Here is a 14,799-nt window from a genome sequence, read left to right as displayed (position 1 = left end):
GTTGTGGAATCTTTGTGTATTTTTCGTGAGTTAGGTTAGAAAGCGGTTCATAACGGCTATAATGGTAAAAGTAGGTTATTTCTACAACTTAGGAGGGGAACCCTATTATGAAGAAATGGATGATGGCGATTGGACTTGGCGCCATGCTCACGCTCGGTGCGTGCGGCGGTGGCGATGAAGAAGAGTCGACGAGCAACGGGGACGGCGCCAACACGGCGTCGGTCGACGCGGAAGCGGTCTACGCACAAAACTGTGCGGCATGTCACGGCGCAAATCTAGAAGGAATGAGCGGTCCGAAACTAGCGGACGTCGGTTCACGTCTATCTGCCAGTGAAATTGAAGAAGTCATCAAAAACGGGAAAGGCGCTATGCCTGCGAACGTGATTGAGGACGAAGAAGAAATCACGGCTGTCGCCGCTTGGCTCGCCGAGAAAAAATAATCATGGGGAACCACGAGGAGACTCGTGGTTTTTTTGTTTCCTTCAATCTCGACTGAATCTGGATCGTCAGTGATTGAAGCAAGGGAGTCGCGAACGCGGATAGCTTTTGAATGTGCGTTTCATTATCTGTGTCCGAGTCGTGAAATCTGTCTTCAACACGACAATTTCACACCGAACTCAATCCAACTGAAACATTCCTGTAATGGTTATTTAAAAGTCCGATTGCTATAATTGTAGGCGCTTGAACTATATCGTCTGTCGCCTTTTTCGGACGGGTGGGCACGAACAGGGTCCCTTGACAGGACGAGTGCTTATCGTGTAGAACAGAGGCTAGACGAAAATATTCACTTAACTAACTAATCCAGTCTTCGTCATAGATGCATGAAACGTGATAGATGCATGAAAAATATATAAAAAGGGTAGGGAATACGTTATGATCTCGATGCAAAAAGTCAGCAAAGTATATCCAAACGGCGTCGTCGCCGTCGATGACCTCGAGTTAGAGATTCAAGACGGCGAGTTCTTATACGTCGTCGGACCATCCGGCGCCGGGAAATCGACGTTTATGAAGATGATTTATCGGGAGGAGAAACCGTCGAGCGGTCTTCTTTTGATTGACGGGATTGACGTCGGCAAGTTGAAAAACCGCCACGTCCCGAAATTACGCCGTCAACTCGGCGTCATCTTCCAAGACTATAAGTTGTTACCGTCACTCACGGTATATGAGAACGTCGCGTTCGCTCTCGAAGTCGTACAGGCCGACACGAACACGATGCGCAAGCAGGTCATGGACGTGTTGAACCTTGTCGGACTGAAACACAAGGCGCGCAACTATCCGGATGAACTATCGGGTGGGGAGCAACAGCGTGTGTCGATCGCTCGTGCCATCGTCAATAAGCCAAAGCTCATCATCGCCGACGAGCCGACGGGTAACTTAGACCCGGACACGGCTTGGGGCATCATGGAAGTGTTCCAAGAGATTCACCGTCGCGGTGCAACCATCGTCATGGCGACCCACAACCGTGATATCGTCGACAAGATCCGCCATCGCGTCATCGCGATCGAGAACGGGAAAGTCGTACGCGATGAAGAGAAAGGAGCATATGGCTATGATATTTAAAAGTGGATTACGTCATCTGCGCGAAGGGTTCAAGGGAACACTACGCAACGGTTGGATGACATTCGCGGCCATCAGTGCCGTTACCATCACCTTGTTACTCGTCGGGGTATTCGCCCTCGTCATGTTCAACGTCAATGAGATTTCAGAGAACGTCGAGAGCGACGTCGAGATTCAAGTATTCGTTACCCGGACCGCGGAGGAAACGAACGTCGAGAAGCTCGGTGAGAACTTAGAGCAGATTCCAGGCGTCGAATCGGTCACGTTCAGCTCGAAAGAGGATGAACTGGAGAACTTCCGCAACCAACTTGGGGAAGATGCGAACGCCTACGGGACGGTCGAGAAGGACAACCCGCTCCACGACCGCTATATCGTCAAAGCGTCAGACCCGCTCAACACGGAGAAGGTCGCTGATGCGGTGCAATCGCTTGCTAACGTCGATAAGGTCACATATGGACAGGACTATATCGACAAGATGTTCGCCTTCTTCAACGGGATTCGCATCGGCGGACTCGTATTGATCGTCGGTCTCACGCTCATGGCGATGTTCCTCATCTCGAACACGATCAAGATGACGATTTTCTCACGCCGTCGCGAAATCGAGATCATGCGTCTCGTCGGAGCGAAAAACAGCTTCATTCGCTGGCCGTTCTTCATCGAAGGACTTCTCCTCGGTGTATTCGGTGCGCTCATCCCGATCGCGGTCATCTACTTCGGTTATGATGTCGCATATAGTGCTTTACAACCATCGCTAGATCAACTGAATAGTGATATATTTAAATTGATTGATCCATCGATTTTGACGACGCAAGTGTCACTCGTCCTCTTAGCGCTCGGTGCCTTCATCGGGATCTGGGGTTCGACGACATCGCTCGGTCGATTCTTGAAAGTCTAATCTAATTTAAATATGAGGAGGAGTTGGCGGATGAAACGTTCGCTTGCGCTTGGATTGAGTTTGACGCTACTTGCCTCGCCTGTATGGGCGACGGAGAAAGACACGCTGAAAGCACGACAAGATCGTTTATCCAATCAATTGGAGGAATCCAAGAAAGCGCAAGACGAGACGGACGCCGAGCTCGAAGTCACCGAGGCGGAACGTGATGCGGTCACGACAGAAATCCGTGCCGTCAATGAACGTCTCGAAGGCTTAAGTGAACAGATCGCCGTCCAACAGGAAGAAGCGGACGCGGCGCGCACCGAGCTCGAGGAAACCCGTGATCAACTCACTGCCCAAGGGCAGTACCTCGAAAGCCAGAAGGCGCTCCTTAGTGAGCGTCTTCGTGTGCTTCAAGTACATGAGGACCAGTCCTATCTCCAAGTCGTCTTCGAGTCCCGTTCATTCGGAGACTTCGTAACGCGGCTCTTGACCGCGCAGACGATTGCCGATCAGGACCGGGACCTCATACATAGTTACATGAGTGAAGTCGAGCGGCTCGAAGCGCTCGAAGCACGGCAGCGGACCCAGCTCTCGTTCCTTAAACAGAAAGAGCGGGAACTCGTCGTGACGAAACAGGCGCTCGACGTCGCCGCCGAACAAAAGCAGGGTTTGTTGTCGGAACTGAACGAACAAGTCGAACTACTGGAGCTTGAGAAGATGAGCCGTGAAGAAGAACAGGCGCTCATGAGTGAGCAGAGCCGGATCATCGCCGGTCAACTCGAAGCAATCGCCCAAGCGGAGCGGGAAGCCGCCGCCCGCGCCGAGGCCGAAGCGAAGGCCAAGGCACAAGCAGAAGCGCAGGCAAAAGCCGAGGCAGAGGCGAGAGCACGAGCTGATGCCAAAGCGGAAGCGGACAAGCGGGCAGACGACAAAGCGCCAACCGCCCCAGCGCCTGCTCCAACAACCCCACCGCCTGCGGAAACCCCGACGAACGTGACGGGACCGGCGACCTCGTTCGTGCGGCCGGTATCCGGCTACGTATCGAGCCCGTTCGGCCCTCGGCAAAACCCGCTCACGGGAGTGGCGGAGTCGCACCGTGGCATCGATCTCGTCAATGCGACCGGGACACCGATCGTCGCGGCGGCACCAGGCATCGTCATCAAGGCGGCCCCGGCGACCGGTTACGGCAACGTCGTCTTCGTGTCCCATATCGTCGGCGGGGAAGTATGGACGACCGTCTATGCCCATCTTGACGCGATTACGGTCACGTCAGGGCAAACGGTCGGAGCCGGACAGACCGTCGGTACGCTCGGCAGCACGGGCTGGTCGACAGGCCCGCATCTCCACTTCGAATTACATCGCGGACAATGGGCGCCAGGGCAACCGAATGCGGTCGACCCGGGTCCATACATCGGTTACTGATGAGACGGACGTGTTCCAAATTTCTGGAACACGTCCGTTTTTCTGAACTTTTTGCTATACTGGATGAAAGACTGACAAAGAGAAATGAGGGACTACCCGTGAAAAATACAACCGCAGGATTACTAGCCGGTGCCACGTTCGTCGCCGGTGCCGGTGCTGGGCTCGCGACGATGGCGTTCACCGATACAGCGTTACCGATTCAACCGAAAGCGGAAGGCTGGGACAAAGTCGACCAAGTCCGACAATTGATCGAGACGCATTCGTTAAAGGATATCTCGGAAGAAGACTTGTTGACCGGTGCCCTCGACGGGATGACGGGAGCGCTCGACGACCCGTACTCGGACTTCCTCGACGCCGAAGAGACGTCACAGTTCACTGACTCGATTGAGTCGAGCTTTGAAGGAATCGGCGCGACTTTGGAGAAGAAAGGAGAAGACATCTTAATCGTCGCTCCAATCAAAGGCGCACCAGCCGAAGAGGCGGGTCTCCGAGCTGGAGACGTCATCACGGCGGTCGACGGGGAATCGATTGAAGGGATGGCCGTCGAAGAGGCGGTCCAACTCATCCGTGGCGAGAAAGGGACCGTCGTCACGCTCACGATCCGTCGCGGCGGCCAAGAGGCCGACTATGAGATTACACGCGATACGATTCCGATCGAGACCGTCTATTCAGAAGTGAAAGAACAGGACGGCAAGAAAATCGGCTATATCGAGGTGACCCAGTTCTCTGAGCCGACGGCCGATGAGTTTTTGGAGCAGCTTGAGACGCTCGAGTCAGAAGACATCGATAGCCTTATCATCGACGTGCGCGGGAACCCAGGTGGCTTGCTTCCGGCCGTCATCGAGATGACCGAAGGGTTCGTCCCGACGAATAAACCGGTCGTCCAAATTGAGAACGCGGACGGGGAACGCGAGTCGCAGAGCGGCCGCGCCCGAGAAGCGAAGCCGTACGACTTGTTCGTCTTGACGGACGAAGGATCGGCGTCGGCATCTGAGATTTTGGCTGGGGCGCTCAAAGAAGGGGCCGGTGCAACGATTATCGGCAACAAGACTTTCGGAAAAGGGGTCGTCCAGACGGCGTTCGATTTAGAGGACGGCAGCAACTTGAAGCTGACGACGAGCAAATGGCTCACGCCGGACGGCAATTGGATTAACGAGAAAGGCATCGAGCCGGACGTCGAGGTCAATCAACCGGATTACTTCGGGGTGAACCGCATCCTCGCCGACACGGACTCGCTCAAAGTCGGCGACTACGGCGAGGCGGTGTCGAACCTGCACACGGTCTTGTCGGGCATCGGCTATGAGCCGGGCGGACAGCCAGGATATTACGGCGACACGATGGCCCGCGCCGTCAGCGACTTCCAAGCCGACAACAATTTGCCGGAAGACGGGGTCGTCAATGAGGCGACGGCGTCGGCGCTCGAGTCACGCTTGCTCGAGGTGATTCAAGATGAGGCGAACGATGCCCAATTGAACCGAGCGCTCGAAGAAGCTGCAAAATAAGGATTAGGGAAAGGATTGGACAAGTGTGGACGTTCTACGAATGAGTTTTACTGCTTTGTTGACCTTGATCGGTAGTCCGCTACTCTGGGCGACACTCGTCGCCCTCGCTTACATATCCATGACGCGCATCAAACGGGAGCGAGGCATGTTCCGCTCACGGCGACGTTCGCCGAAGTCGGACTGGCGCCATTTTGTGTGGCCGAGCCTGTTGCTCGCCGTCATCGGTTCAGCCGCATTGATTTTGCTCGAGACGACCGTCAACTGGGAATGGCTCGTGACGTTCAGCGTGCTGTATGCGCTCATCGTCTTGACGATGCACCCACGTTTCAGCAGCCCGGCGTTCCCGTTCCTCCTCATGCTGACGGCGGTCGCGTTGCGTGACGTCGTCGACTACGGCGCCGTCTCGGGCTGGATGGACCGGCTATCCGAGGTCGAGTGGCCGGTATATGCGCTCGTGTTCGGCGTCGTCACATTGGCGGAAGCGATTCTCTTACGTTGGAACGGGTCGATTGAAACATCACCGACGCTCATCTTGTCCAAACGAGGCCAGTTCATCGGCGGACACGTCGTCAAACGGCTTTGGTTTTTCCCGCTCGTCGTCTTTTTGCCACCGTCGTTCGGTCTCGACATGCCGGTGCCGGTCATCTTGCCGATCCCAATCGGGGTCAGCCTGTTATCGACCGGGGCCTTGCCAGGGACGCTCCTCGGTCGCCTGAGCCTGTATCGCGGCTTGCTCGCGCTCGTCGCCCTCGGTTTGTTCGGGGCGTCGTACGTCATCGACGTGCCGTATGCGGCCTATGGATTGCTCGTCGTGTTCGTCTTGTATGAGCTAGCGCTTCAAATGATCAAGCGAGAGAACCGCGGGACGACACCAGTGTTTATCAATGGCAACCGGGGCGCGGTCATCATCGACACGCTCCCGGGTTCGCCAGGTGAATCGATGCAGCTCATCCCGGGCGAGTCGATTTATAAAGTGAACGGGACGGTCATCACGGGCGGGAGCAGCTTCTATGAGGCGCTCCAGCTCCATAAGCCGTACATCAAGCTCGAGGTGCTCAACTTGAACGGAGATATCCGTTTCGTGCAACGGGCGATGTATGAGACTGACCCGCACGAGCTCGGCATCTTGTTCGTCGCCGAGCCGGCGAGTCCGCGTCTGCGGTTACGGAAATTATAAAAGGGAGCATCCTTGGCGGATGCTCCCTTTCGTGCGTTCGATTAAAGTTCAAGTTTCGATGGTTTGAAGCCCATCGTCGCTTCGACGGCGTGTTGCCAGCCTTTATACAGATTTTCGCGGTGTGCCTCGTCCATGTTCGGTTCGAACTGGTGGTCGAGTTTCCACTGCTGTTTAATCTCAGCTTGGTCTTTCCAGAACCCGACGGCGAGTCCGGCGAGGTAGGCGGCACCGAGGGCCGTCGTCTCGCTCACTTCCGGACGTTCGACCGGCACGTTCAAGATGTCCGCTTGGAACTGCATGAGGAAGTTGTTGTTGACCGCACCACCATCGACGCGGAGTGTCTTCAACTCGATGCCAGAATCTTGTTCCATCGCCGTCAAGACGTCGCGCGTCTGATAAGCGAGTGATTCGAGCGTCGCCCGGACGAAGTGTTCTTTCTCCGTACCGCGTGTGAGGCCGAAGATGGCACCGCGGACGTCCGAGTTCCAGTACGGGGCACCGAGACCGACGAAGGCAGGGACGACGTAGACGCCGTCAGTCGTTTCGACACGGTTGGCGTACTGTTCCGTATCTTTCGCCGACTTGAGCATGCGGAGTCCGTCACGGAGCCATTGGATGGCCGAACCAGCGACGAAAATCGATCCTTCGAGTGCGTATTCGACTTTGCCGCCGTAACCCCAAGCGATCGTCGTGAGCAACCCGTGGTCCGATTTAACGGCTTCTTCGCCCGTGTTCATGAGCATGAAGCAACCTGTCCCGTACGTATTTTTCCCTTCGCCAGACTCAAAGCAAGCTTGACCGAAGAGGGCAGCCTGTTGGTCACCGGCCGCACCGGCAATCGGGACTTCGAAGCCGAAGAAGTGGTATGGGATCGTGTTGGCATATACTTCACTCGACGGTTTGACTTCTGGGAGCATCGATTTTGGTACCGTCAAAATCTCGAGGAGCTCATCGTCCCACTTCTGCTCATAGATGTTGTACATGAGCGTCCGTGAGGCGTTCGAGTAATCGGTGACGTGGGCGTGACCGCCTGAGAGTTTCCAGATGAGCCATGTGTCGATTGTCCCGAAGAGGAGGTCGCCGGCTTCCGCTTTCTCGCGCGCACCTTCGACGTTGTCGAGAATCCATTTGACTTTCGTTCCTGAGAAGTAGGCGTCAATCAAGAGGCCTGTCTTGTCGCGGAACAAGTCCCCGTGTCCGGCCGCGTTCAGCTCGTCACAGATGCCAGCCGTTTGCCGCGATTGCCAGACGACCGCGTTATAGACTGGGCGTCCTGTCGACTTCTCCCAGACGACAGCCGTTTCCCGTTGGTTCGTGATTCCGATGGCCGCGATCTCTTTTGGATCGATATCAGCCGACCCGAACGCCTCGGCCATGACGGCGAGGACAGAACCCCAAATCTCGTTAGCGTTATGCTCGACCCAGCCCGGTTTCGGGAAGTATTGTTTGAACTCACGTTGCGCGACTGTGACGATTTTCCCGTCATGGTCGAAGATGATGGCCCGTGAGCTTGTCGTTCCTTGGTCAAGTGCTAAGATATAACGTTTTTCTTTCTCCATATGAGAGTGCCTCCTTAGAAATTAGAAAGATTATGGGACAAGAATGCCGTAAACCAATGCGGCGATGACCGCCCCGATGATTGGTCCGACGACCGGAATCCATGAATAGCCCCAGTCCGACGTCCCTTTGCCTTTGATTGGAAGAATCGCATGCGCAATCCGCGGCCCGAGGTCACGTGCCGGGTTGATGGCATATCCCGTTGTACCACCAAGTGAGAGACCGATCGAGACAACGAGGAAACCGACGATGAGCGGATTCAAGCCGTCCGTGAACGTGTTGGCCCCGAATGACAAAATTCCGAAGACGAGAACGAACGTACCAATGATTTCCCCGATCAAGTTGAACGGCGTGCTACGAATCCCTGGTGCGGTCGAGAAGGTGGCCAGTTTGGCACCCGGATCGTCGGTCACATCATAGTGCGGTTTGTAGTGCACGAACACGAGGACGGCCCCGATGAACGCCCCGATAAACTGTGCCAAGATGTAGGCTGGCACATCAGCCCAAGGGAATGAGCCTGCTGTCGCGAGCCCGACCGTGACGGCAGGGTTCAAGTGCGCCCCTCCGTAGATTCCGGCTGCGTATACCCCGATCATAACGGCGAAGCCCCAACCGAACGTGATGACGACCCAACCTGCGTTCTCCGCTTTCGAATGACGGAGGACGACGCCGGCGACGACACCGTTACCGAGCAAGATGAGTAGCATTGTACCAATAATTTCGCTGACGAATGCTGACATGTGATACTCCCTTCCTTCCATATTAAATTTGGCTTACCACTTCATTATATGCCCCAAATGTAAGCGTTTCAAAACCGAATATGCAAAAAAAGCCACTTTTCTTATGAAAAGTGGTTTTGATTGACAATACGCCGTTTGAAGTCGAGTCCAATCCCGACAAGAAAAGCGAGCAGGACCGCCAAACTGACGTACGCGAGCGGCGCATAGACGGCGGCACCAAGATCGAGCGCGATTGAGGTGATGACGGCCATATACAACCAGGCGAGTCGGTTAGAGATCTCTTTATCGTGATAGCGATTCGTGAGCGTGGCGCCGAACGGGGCCCCGATGAAAGCGCCGATGACCAACGCGAGCGGTGTCACGTAGTCGAGCGACAGCGATGGGAGATAACCGACGAGTCCGCCGAGCGAGATGAACAGGACGGCAGCCAGGCTCGTCCCGACCCCGCGATGTGTCGAGAAGCCGAGCCAACTGACGAGGAGCGGGACGATGATGAAACCGCCACCGATACCGAGCAGCGCCGACAACAGCCCGGCCATCATCCCGATGACGAGGGCGGCAAGCAGCGATGATTTTTTCGGCTTCTGCGGTTTAGATGTTTTCTTTAATAGCGTAACGGCAAAATAAGATAGGATAGCCAGATAAAATAGATTGAGCAACCAGTCATACGTGCCCGAGATTGAGAGGACGAGCCGGCTCGACAGCTGCGCCGTGACTGCACCGGCCAAGCCGACCGTGATGCCTGTTGACCAGGACACGTTGCCGAGCGACGTATGTTTCTTGGCGCCGGACAGGCTCGTCCCGACGACGAATAGGAGCGACGTGGCGACGGCCTCGGCCGCCGAATATCCACTAAAGAGCAACACTGGGACGATGATGACCCCGCCGCCGATGCCGAAGAAGCCGGACAAGGCGCCGACGACGGCACCGAGCGGGATAAAGAGAAGCGACCACATGACGACCAACTCGTTTCTGTTTAGATTCACTCTCCATGATAACGAAAAGCGGAACGATTTGGGAAGCGTGTCAGAAGCGAATATTTGTTCGTGTATGTGATATAATCAAGCCAATATGCAAGGTAAAGAAAGCGAGGAATATACATGGATAAGATTAGCGTTCCGTTCGACTTACATTCAGAATATAAGCCGGCCGGCGACCAACCGGAAGCGATTCGTCAGCTCGTCGAAGGAATCAATCGCGGCGACCGGTATCAGACGTTGCTCGGTGCGACCGGCACCGGGAAGACGTTCACCGTATCGAACGTCATCCAAGAAGTGAAGAAGCCGACGCTCGTCTTGGCCCACAACAAGACGCTCGCCGGACAGCTCTACTCCGAGTTCAAAGAGTTCTTCCCGAACAACGCCGTCGAATACTTCGTCAGTTATTACGACTACTATCAGCCGGAGGCGTATGTGCCGTCGACCGACACGTTCATCGAGAAAGATGCCTCGATTAACGATGAGATCGATAAACTCCGCCACTCGGCGACATCGGCCTTGTTCGAGCGGGACGACGTCATCATCGTCGCCTCCGTCTCCTGTATTTACGGTCTCGGTAACCCGGAAGAGTATAACAGTCTCGTCTTAAGTCTCCGCGTCGGCAAAGAGATGGGGCGCGACCAGATGCTCCGCAAACTGATCGACATTCAATATGAACGGAACGATATCGATTTCCAGCGCGGCCGTTTCCGTGTCCGCGGGGATGTCGTCGAGATTTTCCCGGCGTCACGTGACGAGCAGTGCTTGCGCGTTGAGTTTTTCGGTGACGAAATCGACCGCATCCGCGAGATGGACCCACTCACCGGAGAGATTATCGCCGACCGGGAGCACGTCTCGATCTTCCCGGCGTCCCACTTCGTCACTCGTGACGAGAAGTTGCAAAAAGCAATCGTCAACATCGAGGCCGAGCTCGAACAGCAGCTCGAAAAGTTCCGCGAAGAAGGCAAACTGCTTGAAGCACAGCGCCTCGAACAACGGACGAACTATGACCTCGAGATGATGCGCGAGATGGGCTACTGTTCAGGCATCGAGAACTATTCACGTCATTTGAACTTGACGGAGGCAGGGGCGACGCCGTACACGCTCATCGACTACTTCCCGAAAGACTTCTTGCTCATCGCTGATGAGTCGCACGTGACGCTCCCGCAAGTGCGCGGCATGTACAACGGCGACCAGGCCCGGAAACAAGTGCTCGTCGACCACGGTTTCCGTCTGCCTTCGGCCAAAGACAACCGACCACTCAAGTTCGACGAGTTCGAGAAGAAATTGTCGCAAGCGATCTTCATCTCGGCGACACCGGGTCCTTACGAGCTTGAACATACACCGAACATGATCGAACAGATCATTCGGCCGACGGGTCTACTCGACCCGACAATCGAGATTCATCCGATTAAAGGACAGATCGACTACTTGATGGATCAGATTCGCGACCGCATCAAACAGGACGAACGCGTCCTCGTGACGACGCTCACGAAAAAGATGGCCGAGGATTTATCGGACTATCTGCGTGAAGCGGGCATCAAGGTCAACTATATGCACTCGGAAATCAAGACGCTCGAGCGGATTGAGATTATCCGTGACCTGCGTCTCGGGAAATACGACGTCCTCGTCGGAATCAACTTACTGCGGGAAGGACTAGACATCCCGGAAGTGAGTCTCGTCACGATTCTAGACGCCGACAAGGAAGGGTTCCTCCGTTCGGACCGATCGCTCATTCAGACGATCGGGCGGGCGGCGCGGAACTCGAACGGGCACGTCATCTTGTTTGCTGATAAGATGACCGACTCGATGACGCGCGCGATTGAAGAGACCGACCGTCGTCGCTCGATTCAAGAAGCTTATAATGAAGAACACGGCATCACGCCGCAGACGATCCGCAAAGAAGTACGCGGCGTCATCCGCGCGACGGTCGACGCCGAGGAGGATGTGCTCGAATCACTCAGCTCGATGAAGCCGGCTGAACGTGAGGAAGCCATCGCCAAGCTAGAAGAAGAAATGAAACAAGCGGCCCGCGACCTCCAGTTCGAACGGGCGGCCGAATTGCGTGACTTAATCTTGGAGTTGAAGGTAGGGAATTAAATGGCTGAAAAGAAAAATGCGATCGTCATCAAAGGGGCGCGCGTCAACAACTTGAAAAACATTGATATCGATATTCCACGGGACCAGCTCGTCGTCTTGACGGGCTTGTCCGGTTCCGGTAAATCGTCACTCGCGTTCGACACCATCTACGCCGAGGGGCAGCGCCGTTACGTCGAGAGTTTATCGGCCTACGCCCGCCAGTTCCTCGGACAGATGGACAAGCCAGACGTCGATACGATTGAAGGGCTGAGCCCGGCCATCTCGATCGATCAGAAGACGACGAGCCGTAACCCGCGCTCGACCGTCGGGACGGTGACGGAAATCTATGACTACTTGCGTCTTTTGTTCGCCCGCATCGGGAAACCGGTCTGTCCGCGTCACGGTATCGAAATCTCGAGCCAGACGATTTCACAGATGGTCGACCAAGTGATGGAGCTGCCGGAGAAGACGCGCCTGCAAATCCTGGCGCCAATCGTCTCGGGCCGCAAAGGGACGCACGTCAAAGTGTTCGACTCGCTCAAAAAGGAAGGGTTCGTCCGCGTCCGTGTCAATGGCGAGACGATTGAACTGACCGATGAGATCGAGCTCGATAAGAATAAGAAACATTCAATCGAAGTCGTCGTTGACCGTCTCGTCGTTCGCGCTGACGTCGAAGGTCGTCTTGCTGACTCGCTCGAGACGGCGCTTCGCCTTGCCGACGGTCGGGCCATCATCGATAAGATGGACGGCACCGAGCTCCTGTTCAGCGAACATCACGCTTGTCCGATTTGTGGGTTCTCGATCGGCGAACTTGAGCCGCGCATGTTCTCGTTCAACTCACCGTTCGGCGCCTGTCCGACGTGTGACGGGCTCGGTACGAAACTCGACGTCGACCCGGAACTCGTCATCCCAGACCCATCGAAGACGCTGAAGGAAGGCGCAATCGTCGCTTGGCAGCCGACGAGTTCGCAGTATTATCCGCAACTGCTCGCCTCGATGTGTAAACACTTCGACATCGACATGGATGTGCCGTTCGAACGCCTGTCCAAGCGGGACCAAGACCTCGTCTTGCACGGAACGGATGAAGAGTCGTTCTTGTTCCGTTATGAGAACGATTTCGGACAAGTCCGGACGAACACGATCTTCTTCGAAGGGGTGCTCCGTAACATCGAGCGCCGCTATAAAGAGACGACGTCCGATTATATCCGTGAACAGATGGAGACGTACATGGCGACCCACGCCTGTCCGACATGTAGCGGCTACCGTTTGAAAGAAGAGACGCTCGCCGTCAAAATCACGGGTCACCATATCGGCCAAGTGACGAACTTGTCGGTCGTCAACGCCATCGACTTGTTCGATTCAATCATGACGGAACTGAGCGAGAAAGATATCGCCATCGCCCGTCTCATCTTGCAAGAGATTTGCGAGCGGCTCAGCTTCTTGAACAACGTCGGTCTCGACTATTTGACGCTCTCTCGCGCCGCCGGGACACTCTCGGGCGGGGAAGCACAGCGGATTCGTCTCGCCACGCAAATCGGTTCGCGGCTCACGGGCGTGCTATACGTCCTCGATGAACCGTCAATCGGGTTGCACCAACGAGACAACGACCGCTTGATTGCGACGCTCAAACAGATGCGCGATATCGGCAACACGCTCATCGTCGTCGAGCACGACGAGGATACGATGATGGCAGCCGATTATTTGATCGACATCGGACCGGGCGCCGGCGAACACGGTGGAGAAGTCATCGCCGCCGGGACGCCGAAGCAGCTCATGAAGAACCGAAAGTCGCTCACGGGCCAATATCTGTCCGGTAAGAAGTTCATCCCGCTCCCGGCCGAACGCAAAGTGCCGGACGAGCGCTTCTTGAAAATCTTGAAGGCGGAAGAGAACAACTTGAAAGGGGTCGATGTCTCGATTCCGCTCGGCATGTTCATTGCCGTCACTGGTGTCTCCGGTTCCGGGAAATCGACGCTCATCAACGAGATACTGTATAAATCGCTCGCCCATCACATCAACCGGGCCAAGGCGAAGCCAGGGAAGCATAAGAAGATTGAAGGACTCGACCATATCGATAAAGTCATCGATATCGACCAGTCGCCAATCGGACGGACGCCACGGTCGAACCCGGCGACGTATACCGGCGTATTCGATGATATCCGTGACGTGTTCGCGTCGACGAACGAGGCGAAGATGCGCGGCTATAAGAAAGGCCGCTTCAGTTTCAACGTCAAGGGCGGACGCTGCGAGGCGTGCCGCGGGGACGGAATCATCAAAATCGAGATGCACTTCTTGCCGGACGTCTACGTCCCGTGTGAAGTGTGTCACGGGAAACGCTATAACCGCGAGACGCTCGAAGTGAAGTACAAAGGCAAGACGATTGCCGACGTGCTCGATATGACGATTGAAGAAGGGCTCGACTTCTTTGACAAGATTCCGAAAATCAAGCGCAAGATTCAGACGATTTATGACGTCGGTCTCGGCTATATGAAACTTGGACAACCGGCGACGGAACTGTCGGGCGGGGAAGCGCAACGCGTCAAGCTCGCCTCTGAGCTCCATAAGCGATCGACCGGCAAGACGATTTATATTTTGGACGAGCCGACGACAGGACTTCATGTCGATGATATCGCCCGGTTGTTGAAAGTGCTGCAACGCCTCGTCGAGAACGGGGACACGGTACTCGTCATCGAGCATAACCTCGACGTCATCAAATCGGCCGACTACTTGATCGACCTCGGACCTGAGGGCGGTGACGGTGGCGGTACAATCGTCGCGACCGGCACTCCGGAAGAAGTCGCTGAAGTGGCTGCCTCGTATACGGGCAAGTATTTGAAGCCGGTGTTAGAACGGGATTCGGCCCGAGCGAAACCAAAAGCAGGAAAACGGAAGTAAGGTATAGAAATGATGA

11 protein-coding genes are annotated in these 14,799 nt (G+C 55.4%); 8 read left to right on the top strand and 3 right to left on the bottom strand.

Annotated elements, in window-relative coordinates:
• Positions 1 to 107 precede the first annotated feature (107 nt).
• From cccB to KNP84_RS02100, 6 genes are all read left to right on the top strand, one after another.
• Entirely contained in the window at positions 108 to 440 is a 333-nt protein-coding gene (gene cccB / locus KNP84_RS02125) for a cytochrome c551 (protein ID WP_029595036.1), read from the top strand.
• Between the two features lie 433 nt (positions 441 to 873).
• The gene (gene ftsE, locus KNP84_RS02120) at positions 874 to 1,560 is read left to right on the top strand and encodes a cell division ATP-binding protein FtsE (protein ID WP_021065417.1); all 687 of its coding nucleotides are present in this window, start codon (positions 874 to 876) and stop codon (positions 1,558 to 1,560) included.
• Positions 1,550 to 2,452, top strand: a complete 903-nt coding sequence (gene ftsX / locus KNP84_RS02115) for a permease-like cell division protein FtsX (protein WP_215114112.1) — start codon at positions 1,550 to 1,552, stop codon at positions 2,450 to 2,452. The genes ftsE and ftsX overlap by 11 nt, the downstream gene beginning before the upstream one ends.
• Positions 2,453 to 2,482: 30 nt before the next feature.
• Positions 2,483 to 3,856, top strand: coding sequence for a murein hydrolase activator EnvC family protein (locus tag KNP84_RS02110; protein WP_214826805.1), 1,374 nt, complete (start codon positions 2,483 to 2,485; stop codon positions 3,854 to 3,856).
• Between the two features lie 98 nt (positions 3,857 to 3,954).
• Positions 3,955 to 5,358 carry a S41 family peptidase gene (locus KNP84_RS02105; RefSeq protein ID WP_021065420.1) on the top strand — a complete coding sequence of 468 codons (1,404 nt, stop codon included), beginning with the start codon at positions 3,955 to 3,957 and terminating at the stop codon, positions 5,356 to 5,358.
• A 40-nt stretch (positions 5,359 to 5,398) separates the two neighbouring features.
• Entirely contained in the window at positions 5,399 to 6,535 is a 1,137-nt protein-coding gene (locus KNP84_RS02100) for a PDZ domain-containing protein (RefSeq protein WP_031199785.1), read from the top strand.
• A gap of 41 nt (positions 6,536 to 6,576) precedes the next feature.
• On the opposite strand, the gene glpK is transcribed toward KNP84_RS02100, so the two are convergent.
• From glpK to KNP84_RS02085, 3 genes are all read right to left on the bottom strand, one after another.
• Complete coding sequence (gene glpK / locus KNP84_RS02095) at positions 6,577 to 8,094, bottom strand: glycerol kinase GlpK (RefSeq protein ID WP_058764147.1); 1,518 nt, start codon at positions 8,092 to 8,094, stop codon at positions 6,577 to 6,579.
• Positions 8,095 to 8,124: 30 nt separating this feature from the next.
• Positions 8,125 to 8,832 carry an MIP/aquaporin family protein gene (locus KNP84_RS02090; protein ID WP_029334585.1) on the bottom strand — a complete coding sequence of 236 codons (708 nt, stop codon included), beginning with the start codon at positions 8,830 to 8,832 and terminating at the stop codon, positions 8,125 to 8,127.
• 101 nt (positions 8,833 to 8,933) lie between these two features.
• On the bottom strand, positions 8,934 to 9,788 hold the full coding sequence (locus KNP84_RS02085; RefSeq protein ID WP_251131137.1) for a sulfite exporter TauE/SafE family protein: 855 nt from the start codon (positions 9,786 to 9,788) through the stop codon (positions 8,934 to 8,936).
• A 144-nt stretch (positions 9,789 to 9,932) separates the two neighbouring features.
• Between KNP84_RS02085 and uvrB the strand changes: the two genes are divergently transcribed.
• Both uvrB and uvrA read left to right on the top strand, forming a co-directional pair.
• Positions 9,933 to 11,909: an excinuclease ABC subunit UvrB gene (uvrB, locus tag KNP84_RS02080; protein WP_021065425.1), complete on the top strand. Its 1,977-nt coding sequence runs from the start codon at positions 9,933 to 9,935 to the stop codon at positions 11,907 to 11,909.
• On the top strand, positions 11,910 to 14,783 hold the full coding sequence (uvrA, locus tag KNP84_RS02075; protein ID WP_214801306.1) for an excinuclease ABC subunit UvrA: 2,874 nt from the start codon (positions 11,910 to 11,912) through the stop codon (positions 14,781 to 14,783).
• Positions 14,784 to 14,799: the final 16 nt, after the last annotated feature.

The sequence above is a fragment of the Exiguobacterium sp. s70 genome (assembly GCF_018618315.1).
Lineage (GTDB): Bacteria > Bacillota > Bacilli > Exiguobacteriales > Exiguobacteriaceae > Exiguobacterium > Exiguobacterium chiriqhucha.
The sequence above is the reverse complement of the archived record's forward strand: the minus strand, read 5'-3'. Positions and strand labels throughout refer to the sequence as shown.

Coding starts and splice junctions, on each gene's coding strand:
- cccB (WP_029595036.1), top strand. CDS start 108: ATGAAGAAATGGATGATGGCGATTGGACTTGGCGCCATGCTCACGCTC.
- ftsE (WP_021065417.1), top strand. CDS start 874: ATGATCTCGATGCAAAAAGTCAGCAAAGTATATCCAAACGGCGTCGTC.
- ftsX (WP_215114112.1), top strand. CDS start 1,550: ATGATATTTAAAAGTGGATTACGTCATCTGCGCGAAGGGTTCAAGGGA.
- KNP84_RS02110 (WP_214826805.1), top strand. CDS start 2,483: ATGAAACGTTCGCTTGCGCTTGGATTGAGTTTGACGCTACTTGCCTCG.
- KNP84_RS02100 (WP_031199785.1), top strand. CDS start 5,399: ATGAGTTTTACTGCTTTGTTGACCTTGATCGGTAGTCCGCTACTCTGG.
- glpK (WP_058764147.1), bottom strand. CDS start 8,094: ATGGAGAAAGAAAAACGTTATATCTTAGCACTTGACCAAGGAACGACA.
- KNP84_RS02090 (WP_029334585.1), bottom strand. CDS start 8,832: ATGTCAGCATTCGTCAGCGAAATTATTGGTACAATGCTACTCATCTTG.
- KNP84_RS02085 (WP_251131137.1), bottom strand. CDS start 9,788: ATGTGGTCGCTTCTCTTTATCCCGCTCGGTGCCGTCGTCGGCGCCTTG.
- uvrB (WP_021065425.1), top strand. CDS start 9,933: ATGGATAAGATTAGCGTTCCGTTCGACTTACATTCAGAATATAAGCCG.
- uvrA (WP_214801306.1), top strand. CDS start 11,910: ATGGCTGAAAAGAAAAATGCGATCGTCATCAAAGGGGCGCGCGTCAAC.